The organism is Clostridium nigeriense (assembly GCF_050585265.1).
GTDB lineage: Bacteria > Bacillota > Clostridia > Clostridiales > Clostridiaceae > Clostridium > Clostridium nigeriense_B.
Map to the genome: position 1 here is coordinate 1 of NZ_JBNOOE010000015.1, position 14357 is coordinate 14357.

14 protein-coding genes are annotated in these 14357 nt (G+C 28.1%); 6 read left to right on the forward strand and 8 right to left on the reverse strand.

Annotated features, from left to right (window positions below):
* Positions 1 to 125: 125 nt before the first annotated feature.
* From ACQPVP_RS13020 to ACQPVP_RS13035, 4 genes are all read right to left on the reverse strand, one after another.
* Positions 126 to 2129, reverse strand: coding sequence for an FAD-dependent oxidoreductase (locus ACQPVP_RS13020; protein ID WP_430850615.1), 2004 nt, complete (start codon positions 2127 to 2129; stop codon positions 126 to 128).
* A 239-nt stretch (positions 2130 to 2368) separates the two neighbouring features.
* The gene (gene aroQ, locus ACQPVP_RS13025; protein WP_430850617.1) at positions 2369 to 2815 is read right to left on the reverse strand and encodes a type II 3-dehydroquinate dehydratase; all 447 of its coding nucleotides are present in this window, start codon (positions 2813 to 2815) and stop codon (positions 2369 to 2371) included.
* Between the two features lie 46 nt (positions 2816 to 2861).
* Positions 2862 to 3734, reverse strand: coding sequence for a shikimate dehydrogenase (locus tag ACQPVP_RS13030; RefSeq protein ID WP_430850619.1), 873 nt, complete (start codon positions 3732 to 3734; stop codon positions 2862 to 2864).
* 269 nt (positions 3735 to 4003) lie between these two features.
* Positions 4004 to 4192, reverse strand: a complete 189-nt coding sequence (locus ACQPVP_RS13035) for a hypothetical protein (protein WP_430850621.1) — start codon at positions 4190 to 4192, stop codon at positions 4004 to 4006.
* 255 nt (positions 4193 to 4447) lie between these two features.
* Here ACQPVP_RS13035 and ACQPVP_RS13040 point away from each other — a divergent pair, with 255 nt between their 5' ends.
* Entirely contained in the window at positions 4448 to 5812 is a 1365-nt protein-coding gene (locus ACQPVP_RS13040) for a dicarboxylate/amino acid:cation symporter (RefSeq protein ID WP_430850623.1), read from the forward strand.
* Between the two features lie 49 nt (positions 5813 to 5861).
* Here ACQPVP_RS13040 and ACQPVP_RS13045 read toward each other — a convergent pair whose 3' ends face one another.
* Positions 5862 to 6278, reverse strand: a complete 417-nt coding sequence (locus tag ACQPVP_RS13045) for a MarR family winged helix-turn-helix transcriptional regulator (protein ID WP_430850625.1) — start codon at positions 6276 to 6278, stop codon at positions 5862 to 5864.
* Between the two features lie 171 nt (positions 6279 to 6449).
* Here ACQPVP_RS13045 and ACQPVP_RS13050 point away from each other — a divergent pair, with 171 nt between their 5' ends.
* Positions 6450 to 6908 carry a DUF2798 domain-containing protein gene (locus ACQPVP_RS13050; RefSeq protein WP_430850627.1) on the forward strand — a complete coding sequence of 153 codons (459 nt, stop codon included), beginning with the start codon at positions 6450 to 6452 and terminating at the stop codon, positions 6906 to 6908.
* Between the two features lie 70 nt (positions 6909 to 6978).
* Complete coding sequence (locus tag ACQPVP_RS13055; protein ID WP_430850629.1) at positions 6979 to 7395, forward strand: MerR family transcriptional regulator; 417 nt, start codon at positions 6979 to 6981, stop codon at positions 7393 to 7395.
* 184 nt (positions 7396 to 7579) lie between these two features.
* Here the strand turns inward: ACQPVP_RS13055 and ACQPVP_RS13060 are convergent, their stop codons facing one another.
* Positions 7580 to 8458, reverse strand: a complete 879-nt coding sequence (locus ACQPVP_RS13060) for a LysR family transcriptional regulator (RefSeq protein WP_430850632.1) — start codon at positions 8456 to 8458, stop codon at positions 7580 to 7582.
* A 201-nt stretch (positions 8459 to 8659) separates the two neighbouring features.
* Here ACQPVP_RS13060 and ACQPVP_RS13065 point away from each other — a divergent pair, with 201 nt between their 5' ends.
* Positions 8660 to 9475, forward strand: coding sequence for a nitroreductase family protein (locus ACQPVP_RS13065; protein WP_430850634.1), 816 nt, complete (start codon positions 8660 to 8662; stop codon positions 9473 to 9475).
* 25 nt (positions 9476 to 9500) lie between these two features.
* Entirely contained in the window at positions 9501 to 10322 is an 822-nt protein-coding gene (locus ACQPVP_RS13070; RefSeq protein ID WP_430850636.1) for a nitroreductase family protein, read from the forward strand.
* 59 nt (positions 10323 to 10381) lie between these two features.
* Here the strand turns inward: ACQPVP_RS13070 and ACQPVP_RS13075 are convergent, their stop codons facing one another.
* Together ACQPVP_RS13075 and ACQPVP_RS13080 are read right to left on the reverse strand one after the other, a co-directional pair.
* Positions 10382 to 10717 carry a rubredoxin-like domain-containing protein gene (locus ACQPVP_RS13075; protein WP_430842019.1) on the reverse strand — a complete coding sequence of 112 codons (336 nt, stop codon included), beginning with the start codon at positions 10715 to 10717 and terminating at the stop codon, positions 10382 to 10384.
* 154 nt (positions 10718 to 10871) lie between these two features.
* Positions 10872 to 11444 carry a TetR/AcrR family transcriptional regulator gene (locus tag ACQPVP_RS13080; RefSeq protein ID WP_430850638.1) on the reverse strand — a complete coding sequence of 191 codons (573 nt, stop codon included), beginning with the start codon at positions 11442 to 11444 and terminating at the stop codon, positions 10872 to 10874.
* Between the two features lie 185 nt (positions 11445 to 11629).
* Between ACQPVP_RS13080 and ACQPVP_RS13085 the strand changes: the two genes are divergently transcribed.
* Positions 11630 to 14302: a YhgE/Pip family protein gene (locus tag ACQPVP_RS13085; RefSeq protein WP_430850640.1), complete on the forward strand. Its 2673-nt coding sequence runs from the start codon at positions 11630 to 11632 to the stop codon at positions 14300 to 14302.
* The last annotated feature ends 55 nt before the right edge of the window (positions 14303 to 14357 follow it).

Here is a 14357-nt window from a genome sequence, read left to right on the forward strand (position 1 = left end):
ATTAATATATTTTAAATTATATTACATATTTGTATAAAATTAAAGACTGCTGACACTTTGTCAGCAGTCTGAAAAAAATCCAATAGATAATCTATTGGATTTTTATAAATATATTATATTAAATACTATAGAGCACCAATTCTCTTAAGTGTATCCGTAATATGTCTTCCTTCTTCAACACCTTCAATTATTCTTCTAGCTCTAACGCTATCTCCAATATTAACAACTTCAACATTCTTAGCTTGGAACTTTTCTTGTAATTCAGCCATTAATGGTGAGTATCCTCTCATTCCTAAACATACGAATCCATAATCGAATTCTATTTCTTCGTCTACGCCATCTTTGTTAACTATGAAGCTGCTATCTTTAATTTCTAATAATGAAGTTTCAACTCTTACATCTACTTCTTTCTTTTTAAGCATAGTCATGAAGTCAAGTTTAGTTATTACGTCCATTCCATTTCCTACAGCTGGCATTCTTTCAACTATAGTAACATTAGCACCTTTATGAGCGAAGTATTCAACTACATCTAGTCCAACAGCTCCTCCACCGATAACTCCTATCTTCTTTCCTTCTAAGTCCATTGCATTAAATTCTTTAATATTATTTATTAATCCAAATATTGATAATACTTTTGAATTTTCTTTATCAACTCTGTCATGTAATCCAGTTATTGGAGGTAATAATGGAGTTGATCCTGTAGCATTAACAATTACATCTGGTTTTAAGTTTTCTATTGCTTCAATAGTTGCAGTTGTATTTGTGAATAAATAAAGATTTCTCAATTTCTTAGCTCTATTAATTAAGTAATCTGGAAAATCATTAATTCTATCTTTAGCTGGTAATTTAGCTATTTCTCTAGCTAATCCACCTAAGTAAGGCTTAGCTTCAAATAAGAATGTAGTACATCCAACTTCAGCAGCTGTGCAAGCAGCTTCAAGTCCTGCTGTACCACCACCAATAACAACAACATTTACTGGTTTGTTAACTTTCATTGAAGTATGATTTTCTTCACCTAAAATAACTTCTGGGTTTATAGTACATCTTATTGGTCTGTTTAATCCTATTCTATGTCCGGCACATCCTATATTACAAGATATACATTTTCTTAATTCATCTTCTCTTCCGCTCTTAACTTTATTAACCCATTCTGGATCTGCTATAAGTCCACGTCCCATTGCTAATAAATCAGCATATCCTTCTGCTAATATCTTGTCCGCTACTTCTGGATTTCTAATATTTCCTGCTGTTATAACTGGCTTATTAAACTTTTCTTTGAAAGCCTTTGCCATATATGAACGCCATCCATCTTCTAAGTAGTTAGCATCTATTTGATATTGTAATGTATCATTAACTGCTGCTGAAACATTTAATATATCAATTTCATCAACAAGATATTCCATCATTTCTAGAGTATCTTCTAACTTATTACCACCTTCAATAAACTCATCTGCACTAAATCTAAAGCTTATTGGGAACATTGGTCCTACTGCTACTCTAACTCTTTCTAATACTAATTTAGCAAATCTTGTTCTATTTTCTAAACTTCCACCAAATTCATCAGTTCTCTTATTATATAGAGGAGATAAGAATTGACATAATAAGTATGAGTGTCCTCCGTGTATTTCTACTGCATCAAATCCAGCCATTTGGGCTCTTTTTGCTGCTTCTGCATACTTATCAGCTATTGCATATATTTCTTCTACAGTTAGAGGTCTTGGAATAGCTCCACCAGTTTTTGACGGTATATCTGAAGATGATACTGGAGTATTTCCCTCTATTCTTCCTGGTACAGCTGATGCTCCTGAATGGTTTATTTGTATAGCCACACAAGCACCTTGTCTATGTAATCTTTCTGTTAATCTATATAAATTCGGAATATATCTATCATGGTCTAATCTTATTTGAGTTGTACCGTTTGATCCCATTGGAAAATCAACACAAGCATTTTCTACTATGATTAATCCAGTTCCACCTTTAGCTCTTTTTTCATAATATTGAACATGCTCTTCAGTGAAATCACCCATAGCTCCACCATAATTTGTTCCCATAGGAGGCATAGCAATTCTGTTTCTAATAGTCATGTTTTTAACTGTTAGTGGCTTAAATATATTTTCGTATTTATTCATCTTCCATTCTCCCTACACTTAAATATTGATAAAGTTTTAACTTTTATATCTATAAAAATCATTAACTTAATTATAACCTTAAAATTTCTATAAATCTAATGAATGTTTTAATCATTTTTTATAGAAATAATCTATAATTAAATTTCATTAGATTTATATTTTTAATACCTTTATTAATCATTTATTTAAAAAGAGCCGTCTAAGACAGCCCTTCTTTAATGTAAAATGTATAATATAAATTACTTATTTCTTGTAATATAATCTTCTAAAGCTTCCATTGCAAGTACATATCCTTTTTCACCAAATCCACACATTTGACCGATGCAAGCTGGAGCTGTTTTAGATTCTTTTCTAAACTCTTCTCTAGCGTGTACATTTGATATATGAACTTCTACTGTTGGAATTCCAGTGTTACCTTTTATTGCATCATGTAAAGCTATGCTATAGTGTGTATATGCACCTGGGTTTATTACAACTCCATCAAACTTTTCAAAGTATGCTCTTTGTAAGAAGTCAATCATAGTTCCTTCGCAGTTACTTTGAAGAATAGTAACTTCATGTCCTCTCTTTTCCCCCTCTTCTTTTATATATTCACATATTTCAGTAAAGCTCTTTGATCCGTATATTCCTTTTTCTCTAACACCAATCATATTTATGTTTGGTCCATTAATAACCATGAATTTCATATCTTTTTCCTCCAAAACTTATTTAATAAAATCTTTTATCAAATATCTATTTATTATCTCCAAATAAGAATTCCTTCATATGTTCTATAGGCATTTCTTTACCAGTCCAACACTTAAATGCTTCCGCTCCTTGGAATAACATCATTCCAAGACCATTTATTGTTTTACATCCAACTTCTTCTGCTAATTCTAATAATCTAGTTTTTGCTGGTTGATATACAACGTCACTTACTATAAGATCTGGTCTTAACATATCTTTTTCTATATATGTTTGGCCTACATATGGTTTCATTCCCATTCCTGTTGCATTTGTAAATATTACAGAATCAGCAATTTCTCTTCTTAATACATCTTTGTCTTCTAGTCTATATAATTTAGCTTTACAATTTGTCTTTTCATTAATCTTCTTAACTGTTTCTTCTGCTCTTGCAAAGAATTCGTCATCTTGGTTAAATATTGAAAGTTCAGCTACTCCATCTAAAGCTGCTTGAATACATATTGCTGTAGCCGCCCCGCCAGCACCAACTATAGTCATCTTCTTACCGATAATATCAAATCCAGCATCTTTTAATGATGTCATATAACCAACCCCGTCAGTAATATGTCCTGTTAATACTCCATCATCATTTATAACTGTATTTACAGCTCCTGCAAGTTCAGCAGCTGGAGTTAACTTATCTAAATATTTATGAATTACAGTCTTATTTGGCATTGATACATTGCATCCTCTAGCTTGCATTGCTTTTAATCCTTTTACTGCATCCTCTAAACCGTCATTTCCAACTTCAAATGCAAGATAAGCATAATCTAATCCTAAATATTGAAATGCTTCATTATGCATCTTTGGTGAACTTGTATGTTTTATTGGTGTTGCTAATAATCCTATTAATGTAGTATAACCTGAAATACGTTTTTCCATTATATTCTCTCCTTTATATCTGGATATTCTATATATACCCAAACTTTATTTAAACTTCATTAGAATATTTTATTTCTTTCATAATATCTAAAACAAAAGGAACGTTAAATATTTAACACTTAATTTATTTTTATTATATTATAATAACTTATATTAATCCAATTGATTTTCACTGCATTATTTATAGATTAATTCTATATATATTTTAAATCACATTATTACTTTTTATAGATATACTAATAAACTTATGTTTCTTTCATTAATATAGTCTATACATTCACATTATCTTTATTCTTTTTTAACCAACTATAATATTTGTCTTTACACTCTGTAGAACAAAATTTGTTATCACTCCAGAAATCCACATAATTAGTTTCTTCATTACATACACTACATTTAAGTAAATCCTTACTTTTAATTAAATTATATTTCCTCATATTTTCATTATTAAACTTCATTTTTTCAGCCCCCATATTTATTTTTATTTATATTTTATCACTTTGCTTTGATCTTAGTAATAATATATAGAAATTTTCTATCAAATTTATAGATTTGTTTTATATATTACTGCTTTCTGCCATTAGTTTAATAGTTAAATTATTGACATATTTATTTATCTACTATATATTTATGCTGACGTTAAATAACTATATTTCACTAATACATTATTAAACACTTAATTTAAATATTAATTATTATTAGGAGATATTTTTATGAAATTTAATCTTACAAAGGAAAAAAGTGAATCTACTAAACTAGCCATAAAAATGGCTGTTTCGCTTGTACTTGCAGTAATAGTTGGTACACTTTTTATGTTATTAAGAGAATTTTTAATTAACAATGACAAGACTTCAATATGGAATTTTATAAATAGTCTTTTATTTCAAGATATATCTACTGAAGAGGGTAAAAATTCTATAGGTATTTTTTATATATTAGGTCAGTTATTTATTAATTGCCTTCAATTAATAATAATTCCAATGGTATTTTCATCAATTGCCCTTTCTATGTGCCATATTAGTGATACAAAAAAATTAGGAAGAATATCATCAAAAACCCTATTAGGTTTTTTAGCTACTTCTATATACTCTTTAATAATAGCATGTTTATTTGGATTTGTAGCTTATAATTTTGGACTATTTAGTGTGAATATTAATGCGGATATAGCTTCTTCATCAATTACTACTGGTGTTAGTAGTAATCCATTATTAGTTATTATAGATATGATACCAAACAATATTTCATCTACTTTATCTAATAATAGTATGGTGTTAGCAATAGTATTTTTAGCTGTAGTTGTTGGTCTATGTATTAATTCAGTTGGTGATAAAATATTGGTTTTAAAGAACTTACTTATAGATATTAATAATATTATTTCTGTTTTTTTAAATTTTATTATATCTAAATTTAGTCCAATTGCAGTATTTGTATTGATAACTAGAACTTTTGCTGTATATGGAATAAACCAACTTAGACCAGCTTTAATGTATATGGCTATAGTTTCCATATCATCAATATTTGTTTTCTTTACATGTTATCCTTTATTTATATATTCATTTACTAAGCTAAATCCTATGATATTTATAAAGAAATTTGCAAAAGTTGCTTTGCTAGGATTTTCTGCTGCCTCATCATCGGCAGCATTATCATTAAATGAAAAGACTACCGTTGAAGAGCTAGGAGCAAATAAAGATATATCTTCTTTTGTACTTCCATTAGGAATGACTATAAATATGAATGGTACTGCAATTATGCAAGTTATAGGAACTATTTTTATTGCAGCATCCTCAGGCTATAACTTAAATTTTCATAGTATATTATTAATAGCAGTTTTTGCACTTATAGCATCAATCGGTACTCCTTCAGCACCTGGATCATCAGCTATAATCCTATTCACAGTTTTAACGGGTATGGGCTTTAACAATAGTGCAACTTTAGTTGCTTATTCCTTAATTCTTGCCATAAACCGTCCAATGGATATGTTAGTAACTTGCTTAAATGTTGCTGGTGATTCTGCAACTGCTATAGTTGTTTCAAACTCTGAAGGATGTTTAAATAAAGACATATATATTAGTTAAAATATTACATAAAAAAAGCTATTGCATAATTACATGCATAGCTTTTTCTTTATTTAATTATCCAATTCTTATTTAGTAATTCTTTAATTATTTCTACTTTTTCTTTGCCTATGACATCTGATATTTCTTTCTCTAGTTCTTCCTTTAGGTCCTTACTTTTTTTACAATAATCTATTCCCTTATCTGTAAGTTGCATATACTTATTATTGCTTTCATTTATTACAAATTCTAAGTACCCTCTTACTTCTAATTTTTTTGCACATTTAAACATCGCTTGACGAGATATATTTGCCTGCCTAGCTACTTCTGCAATAGATATTTTTCCCATAGAAATCCTAGCTAAAAGAAATGCCTCTGTATGGGATATATCCTCTTCTTCGCTTGCTGCCCATCTATCTTCAACTTCACGCCTAAGAATAATATGTTTTTCACTTATTAAATCTATTATATTTAAATCCTTTTTCATTTCCTCACCTTACTATTTATTTTAATATATTGTACCACATATTTTATTATATTAAATTCTAACAACCTCATACCAACTCGTCAACTTAGTTGACTTTTTTTAAAATTATTGTTATACTTTGCAGGTCAACTTAGTTGACTATTTTTTATTTTTAGGAGGAAAATCTTTATTATGGGACAAACAAAATTTCAAAAATTTATTTTTACATTAATGATGTGCTTTTGCATGGTCCTCGGTATGACTATTTATAATATGCTTATAAACGATGGCTTTAGTAGCGACTTTTTTAACAATCTTATAAATGATTTTTGGCTTGGATTTTTTGTAGCACTTATACTAGATATATTTATCGTTGGAAAACTTGCAAAACCAATTGCATTAAAAATTGTTAAACCAAATGAAAATACAAAACCAATTAAAATAATATTGGCTATATCATGTTGTATGGTAGTTGGTATGGTATTATTCATGTCTATGTATGGTGCTATTGTTGCTGTTGGTTTTAATAGCACAGCTTTAAAAATTTATCCATTATGCATTGCTAGAAACTTTATAATGGCACTGCCACTTAACCTACTTATTGTATCCCCTTTAGTAAGAGTATCTTTTAATAAAATATTCCCTGTTTAATTACTTGACATTACTTTATCATAAATTTAAACTTAGAGTTAATTTTACTTATAAGAGAGGTTTGAAATTTATGAATTATACAATTAGTGAAGTCGCTAAAAAAATGAATCTTACTACTTATACACTTAGATATTATGATAAAGAAGGGTTACTTCCGTTTGTGGACAAGTCTACTAATGGAAGACGTATATTTAAAGACTCTGATATAGAATGGCTTACAATTATTGAATGTCTAAAATCATCTGGCATGCCAATAAAAGATATTAAAAATTTTATTGATTGGTGCATTGAGGGAGACAGCACATTACAGCAACGTTATGATATGTTTATTAAACAAAAACAAGCAATGGAAGAACGTATGGCAGAGCTTCAAAAAACTATGTCCATTATTGATTATAAGTGCTGGTACTATAAAACTTCATTAGATGCAGGTACTGAAAATATTCATAAAAGTACAAAATTAAGTAATATTAATACATATAAATAGATCTTTCTATTTTTTAGTATTTCCACTTGCTTCTTTTATAATTTATTTATTATAATCAATAAAACACCGAATAAAATATTATTTACTATTAACTTATAAATAATATTTTATTTGGTGCATCCTTTTTTACTTTATCTTATTGTATTCTTCGTCAGTAACTTCTTCAAGAGTAAGAGAAAAGTAATTATTCACTTATATTTACAACATAATTCTTAAATTTATTTTTTATTCTAGACGTATATTCTCCCTTATTCCATCCCATATAAATGCTCTTAAATCCTATATCATCTTTAATCTTAATCACAGAAATCTTATTTGTATTAATTGTAGGTGTATTCAAAACTATTGCAATACCCGCTCCAGCTGCAACTAATCCAGAAAGTATAGCACCTTCACTAGGTTCAGCTAGTACCTTAGGTGTATACCCTATTAAATCTGAGTATGATATCCTTTGGTCACAATATTTATCTTTATATGCTATAAAGTATTCATCTTTTAAATCCTTTAAATAAATTTCCTCTTTATTTGCTAAATGATGATTCTTAGGAACTATTAACACATACTCTACTTTCTTTACTAGAACATATTCTATTTTAGAATAGTATTTAAGAATTTCTATATCATCAAAAAACCCAAAGTCAATTCTTCCGTACTTTAAATCTTTAAAAATTTCCTCAGTAGGTTGATTATTAATATTAAATCTTACTTGCACATTATCGTTAAAGAAATTGCTTATTATAAATGGTATAAATGTTACTCCTATGCAATCAGTAGATGCTATTGAAATAACATTTTCGTTATTTTTCTTCATATTTTGAATCTTTTCTTTTCCCCTTTGAATTTCAATTAACGCTGAATCGGCATACTTTAAAAATGCCTCTCCAAACTTAGTTATTTTTATATTTCTTCCTTCCCTTTCAAAAAGCGAAACTTCTAATTCTTCTTCTAATTTTGAAATAGCTTTACTTAATGCTGGTTGAGTTACAGACAATATATTTGAAGCCGTTGTAAAATTTTTTGTTTCAGCTATTACTTTAAAATATTCTAGATGTTGTAAGTTCATTTTATCTTCTCCTTGTAATTACTGTATTTTAAATAGTTACAATCAATAACTTTTAGTTATATATTTATAATTTATTTTAATTAGACAAATAAATTAACATAGTGATACACTATCATTATTACATAAATAAATTATATTCAATAAGAAAAATATAATTTTTTTTTATATAAACATCAAACAAAACCATAGGAGGTATTTGTTGTGAATAATGTATCAAATCAATCAATAAAAGAATTAATTAAAACTAGACACTCGGTTAGAAATTATAATAGTACTCCATTATCTGAAGATGTAATAAATAAAATAGAGAATTATATTAAGAACTTACCAAATCCCTTCAATAAGGAAATACGAATAAAATTAATAAAAAGAGATTCAATTGGCAAAGATATAAAACTTGGAACCTATGGTGTTATTAAGGGTGCAAATTACTTTTTGGTATCAGCTTGTGAAAACGATGATTTATCTTTAATTTCATTAGGTTATTCTTTAGAAAAAGTTATCCTATATTGTACCTCTTTAGGACTAGGAAGTGTATGGCTTGGCGGGACTTTCAATAAAGGTGAATTTGCAAAGGCTATTACTCTAAAAGAAAATGAAATCTTACCTATAGTCTCACCTGTTGGTTATGAAGGTGGTAAAAAATCTGTTATAGCAACTTTATTTGGTAATAATACTAATAAACGAAAATTATATTCTGAACTATTCTTTAATAGAAGCTTTGATACTCCTCTTAATCCAAATGATTCTGATGAGTACTTAGAAGCACTTGAAATGCTAAGATTAGCTCCATCTGCAATGAATAAACAACCATGGAGAGTACTAAAAGAAGATAATACCTTGCACTTCTATATTACTTCTACTAAAGGTTTAACTAAAGTTGATATTGGAATAGCCCTTTGCCATTTTCATTTAGTAGCTATTGAAAATAATATAAATGGTGAATTTAAATCACTTATTTCTCAAAAAAATAAGACAAATAAGGATCTTACTTATATTACTTCTTGGACTAAATAACTATATTATTAAGGAGTGAATTTAAATGTTTAAAATAGATAGAAATAAATGTATAGCTTGTGAACAATGTATTAAAGATTGCCCTGCTAGTGTAATTTCTTTACAAGAAGGAAAAGCAGAAATTAATAATTCAAGTTGTATTAAATGTGGCCACTGTGTTGCAATATGCCCAGTAGAAGCAGTTTCAACTGATGATTATGATATGAATGAAGTAATCCCATATAATAAGGATACTTTCTCAATAAATTCTGATAATCTTTTAAACTTCATTAAATTTAGAAGAAGTGTGAGAAGATTTAAAAATAAAGAAATTGAAAAAGAAAAAATTATGAAAATAATAGACGCTGGAAGATATACTCAAACTTCAACTAATAGTCAAGATGTTTCATATACAATAGTTTCTGAAAAATTAAGTGAACTGAGAGATTTAGCATATAAAAGTTTAAAGAAAAAGGGCGAATATATATTAGAAAATTTAACACCTGAAACAGAATACTTAAAAAGATATGCTAATATGTGGCTATATAGCTACAATGAATATAAAAAAGACCCATTAAAAAATGATAGATTATTTTTTAATGCTCCATTAGCAATATTTGTTACTTCACCAACGCCAATAAATGGTGGTTTAGCTTCTTCAAATATGGAACTTATGATTGATTCCTTAGGACTTGGAACCTTCTTCAGTGGTTTCTTATTAGTTGCTGCCCAAGATAATAAAGAAATCTTAAATTTACTTCAAATAGAAGATGGCAAACAAATAATTTCTTGTTTAGTTATTGGTTATCCTGATGTAAAGTACCAAAGAACCCCTCCAAGAAAAGCTGCAAATATTAATTGGATATAATATCATAAAAAATAAAAAAGGTTGTATATTCATACAATATACAACCTTTTTTATATTAATTACCACTTACCGTTAGCCATATGTCCTGCAAGTTCTGCTTTACATCTTTGTTTTATAACCCAAGCTTCATTTTTTGCTTTTTCAAATCCATTTACACACTTTGGATCAAGGTTTATTTCTATACCTTCCTTAGCAAGCTTAGCAATCTTATCTGCTAATATAATCATTTCTGCATGTATACTATTAGTTCTATCTGAAGCATAGATTTTTTCAGCTTCTTCACTGCTAAGTTCAACAAATTTTTCTTTTCCTAAATTACATTTAGGACAAAATTCTGGTGCTTCCACTCCTTCATGAACATATCCACATATACTACATCTAAATAATTTTTTCATAATATTCTCTCCCTATATCTATAAAATTTATTTTTTCTATAATTACTATACATATATAATAACTCTAATAATATCTATTGTCAATTAATAATATTTATTATCAAATAATTATCTTTCTCATTTTATATTTAGTATATTGTAAAATTGAATTTACTTAACTATTTACGGATTTTAATCCATTTAAAATTATCTTCTCTGTTAATGTCGCCATATATTCAGGAGATTCATTAAGCCCATTTTTAAGCCAATAGTCTATTAACCCAATGGCTCCGTATAAAATAAAGGAATAATATTTATCAAAAAGGTCTTTATCATTTTTTTTGAAAATACTAGACCAACTACTATATCCTTTATCATATATTAAAGATACTATTTTTTTTATAAAATCCATATCTCCACTTTTACAAAGAACTACCATGCAAAAGTCGCTATTTTGAGCTATATAAGTAAATATATCTTTTAATATTGGTTTCGTCTCAATCTTATTTGGTAAAATCTCATGGGATAATATCATATCTTTAAATTCTTCAAAGAGTTCTTTTTCAATTTCCTCTAGCATATGAAAAACATCTTTATAATGTAAATAGAAAGTTCCCCTATTTATATCTGCTTCTTCACATAGCTCTTTTACTGTAATAGAATTCACACTTTTATCCTTCATAAGTTTTATTAAGCTTTTTTTTAATATTTCCTGAGTTTTTCTTACTCTCCTATCTTTATTAGCCATAAAAAAATCCCTTTCTGAACAATATTAATATTAAATGTTGATTAATGAACTAATTGAACAATATTGATTATTGTGTTCGGTATTTAATCTAATTATAATAAATATCAAATAAAAAAACAACACAGTGTTCAATAATTTTAGCTGATTATACTATTGGATACAAAATAAAATAGGAAGGTGATATTATGGATGACCTAAAACAAAATAAGTCTCAATTACTTAAAATTATCAAATTTATCGCAGTTATAGCAGTAATATTAATTCCTACGATTTATACTACTGTTTTCTTAGGGTCAATGTGGGATCCTTATGGAAACGTAGATAAACTACCTGTAGCTGTAGTAAATCTAGATAAAGCTTGTGATTACAATGGTGAAGAATTAGCTGTTGGAGATGAGCTCGTTAATAATCTTAAAGAGAATTCTTCACTTGATTTTAGCTTTGTAGACGAGAAAACCGCTCAGGAAGGATTAGATAATGGATCTTATTATATGGTAATTACAATTCCTGAAAATTTCTCTTATAATGCTACAACTCTTTTAGAGGATAACCCTCAAAAAATGGAATTGCAATATAAGATAAATCCAGGAAAAAACTATATTGCTTCTAAAATGAGTGAATCAGCTATTCAAAAAATTACAGCATCTATAGAAAATAGTGTTACTGAAGTTTATGCTAAAGCTGTGTTTGATGAGTTTACTTCTACAGGATCTAAGTTATTTGATGCTGCTGATGGTGCCTCTCAAATAAGTGATGGCTTATCATCTTTAAAAGAAGGTTCTGATACTATTAGTTCAAATCTAAAACTTTTATATGACAGTAGCTTAACCTTCACAGATGGAATAAATACATATGAAGCAGGAATTAATAATTATTTATCTGCTGTAGAAGAAATACAAACTGGTTCTAAAACCTTAAATACAGGAATTAGTACATTAAATGATAAAACTTCAACTCTTGCTGAAGGTGTAAATACCCTAAATAATGGTGCTAACAGTCTATATGCAGGTTTACAGAACTATACTTTAGGAGTTGCTTCATTAAAAGATGGTACTTCTCAACTTAATTCAAATTCTAATAATTTATTAACTGGTGCTAATACATTAAACTCTGGATTATCAGATTTACAAAAAGGAAGTGAAAATCTTCTTAGTGGACTAAATATTTTATCCTCTTCTATTGGCACTTCGGTAAATAGTGAGAATAGTAAAAACATCGAAACTTTAACTAATTCTTTAGACAGTCTAAATTCAGGTATTAATACTATTAATGATACTATTAAAAATAGTTCCAGTACTGATTTAACTTCTTCCTTCACAGGTTTAGGAGCAAATTTAACTAATGTAGGTAATTCAGTTCAAAATTCTTCAAACTATATTAGTGAAATTAATAATAAAATATCCTCAATTAAAGAGTCTAATTGGTTTAAGGCATTAGATCCTACAACTCAAGAAGATATTATAAAAGGTTTATCCGAACCTTTAAATAATTTAGGTACAGAATTAAATAATATAGCTACTGAAACTTCATCAGCTTCTAATAATTTAAATTCAGCTGTGAATGGAATATCTAATATATCTAACCAAGTAGAAGAAGTAAAAGCAGCTTTAGGAACTCTTGCTAAGAATTCAAACCTACTTCTTGAAAAAGCAAAATCTACTATAAGTAGTTTATATTCAGGCCTTGAAACTGTAAAAACTACTTTAGATAATCAAATAATACCTGGAGTTAAAACTATTAATTCTGGTATAACTTCTTTAAATAATGGTAGTGAAAAATTAGCTTCTGGAATTGAAACCTATACTTCTGGAGTTTCTAAGTTATATGATGGTGCTAATACATTAAATTCGAATTCTGAAGCCCTAGTAAATGGTTCAAAGAGTTTAGCAAATGGAACAACTACTTTAAATTCTTCAATTCCAACTTTAACAGATGGAATTGCTCAAATTGCTCAAGGATCAAATACTTTAACTCAAGGATTAGACACATTATCAGAAAATAATTCTTCATTAAAATCAGGAATTAGTACAATAAATTCAGCTTCTACATCTATTTCTGAAGGTGTATCAAAGCTTTATGATGGCTCATTAAAATTAAGTGATGGTGCTAATGAATTAAAAGATGGATCAGATACTTTAAAAGAAGCTCTTGAAGAAGGTGCAGAAGTTGCATCAAGCACTAAATTATCTGATGAATCAAGAGAAATGTTTGCTTCACCTGTAGAAGGTGTAGAATCATTTAATTCTTATATTGCTAATAATGGTAGTGCAATGTCAGCATATATGATGTGTGTAGGTTTATGGGTAGGCTGCCTAGCTTTATGTATCCTTTTCTCTACTGAAAAAGACCTTAAGAATGGAAAAGAAAATCCAAAAGCATTCTGGCCTAAGAAAGCATTAAAACTTTGCTGTATAGCAATTGTTCAGGCTGTTATTATGGTTAGCGCACTTATGCTATTTAACGGACTTGATCCAGCTTATTTAGGTAGAACATATTTAGTTGCAATATCTGCCTCATTATCATTTATGGCTATTGTTTACTTAATGAATCTACTTTTAGGTAAGGTAGGAAGCTTCATATTATTAGTATTTATGGTTTTACAATTAAGCGGTTCTGCAGGAACTTATCCAATAGAACTTTCAGATAATTTCTTTAAAGCTATTCACAATTATATGCCATTTACCTATGCTGTAGATGGATTTAGAAACGGAATATCTACAGGATTATCAATAGTTCCTCAAATAGCTGTTCTTTTAGGAATAGGTCTTGTTTGCTTAATACTTTCTATATTTGTAGTACTTAAGAAAAATAAAAATACTAAAACAAGCCTACCAGAATTACTAGATGCAGCAATATAAATTTTAAATCCTTTAAAATTTAAAAACTCCTATGTGTAACATAACTACACATAGG

What these genes read in the sequence shown, in the direction of transcription:
- ACQPVP_RS13020 (WP_430850615.1), bottom strand. Translation starts at nt 2,129, where the DNA reads ATGAATAAATACGAAAATATATTTAAGCCACTAACAGTTAAAAACATG.
- aroQ (WP_430850617.1), bottom strand. Translation starts at nt 2,815, where the DNA reads ATGAAATTCATGGTTATTAATGGACCAAACATAAATATGATTGGTGTT.
- ACQPVP_RS13030 (WP_430850619.1), bottom strand. Translation starts at nt 3,734, where the DNA reads ATGGAAAAACGTATTTCAGGTTATACTACATTAATAGGATTATTAGCA.
- ACQPVP_RS13035 (WP_430850621.1), bottom strand. Translation starts at nt 4,192, where the DNA reads ATGAAGTTTAATAATGAAAATATGAGGAAATATAATTTAATTAAAAGT.
- ACQPVP_RS13040 (WP_430850623.1), top strand. Translation starts at nt 4,448, where the DNA reads ATGAAATTTAATCTTACAAAGGAAAAAAGTGAATCTACTAAACTAGCC.
- ACQPVP_RS13045 (WP_430850625.1), bottom strand. Translation starts at nt 6,278, where the DNA reads ATGAAAAAGGATTTAAATATAATAGATTTAATAAGTGAAAAACATATT.
- ACQPVP_RS13050 (WP_430850627.1), top strand. Translation starts at nt 6,450, where the DNA reads ATGGGACAAACAAAATTTCAAAAATTTATTTTTACATTAATGATGTGC.
- ACQPVP_RS13055 (WP_430850629.1), top strand. Translation starts at nt 6,979, where the DNA reads ATGAATTATACAATTAGTGAAGTCGCTAAAAAAATGAATCTTACTACT.
- ACQPVP_RS13060 (WP_430850632.1), bottom strand. Translation starts at nt 8,458, where the DNA reads ATGAACTTACAACATCTAGAATATTTTAAAGTAATAGCTGAAACAAAA.
- ACQPVP_RS13070 (WP_430850636.1), top strand. Translation starts at nt 9,501, where the DNA reads ATGTTTAAAATAGATAGAAATAAATGTATAGCTTGTGAACAATGTATT.
- ACQPVP_RS13075 (WP_430842019.1), bottom strand. Translation starts at nt 10,717, where the DNA reads ATGAAAAAATTATTTAGATGTAGTATATGTGGATATGTTCATGAAGGA.
- ACQPVP_RS13080 (WP_430850638.1), bottom strand. Translation starts at nt 11,444, where the DNA reads ATGGCTAATAAAGATAGGAGAGTAAGAAAAACTCAGGAAATATTAAAA.
- ACQPVP_RS13085 (WP_430850640.1), top strand. Translation starts at nt 11,630, where the DNA reads ATGGATGACCTAAAACAAAATAAGTCTCAATTACTTAAAATTATCAAA.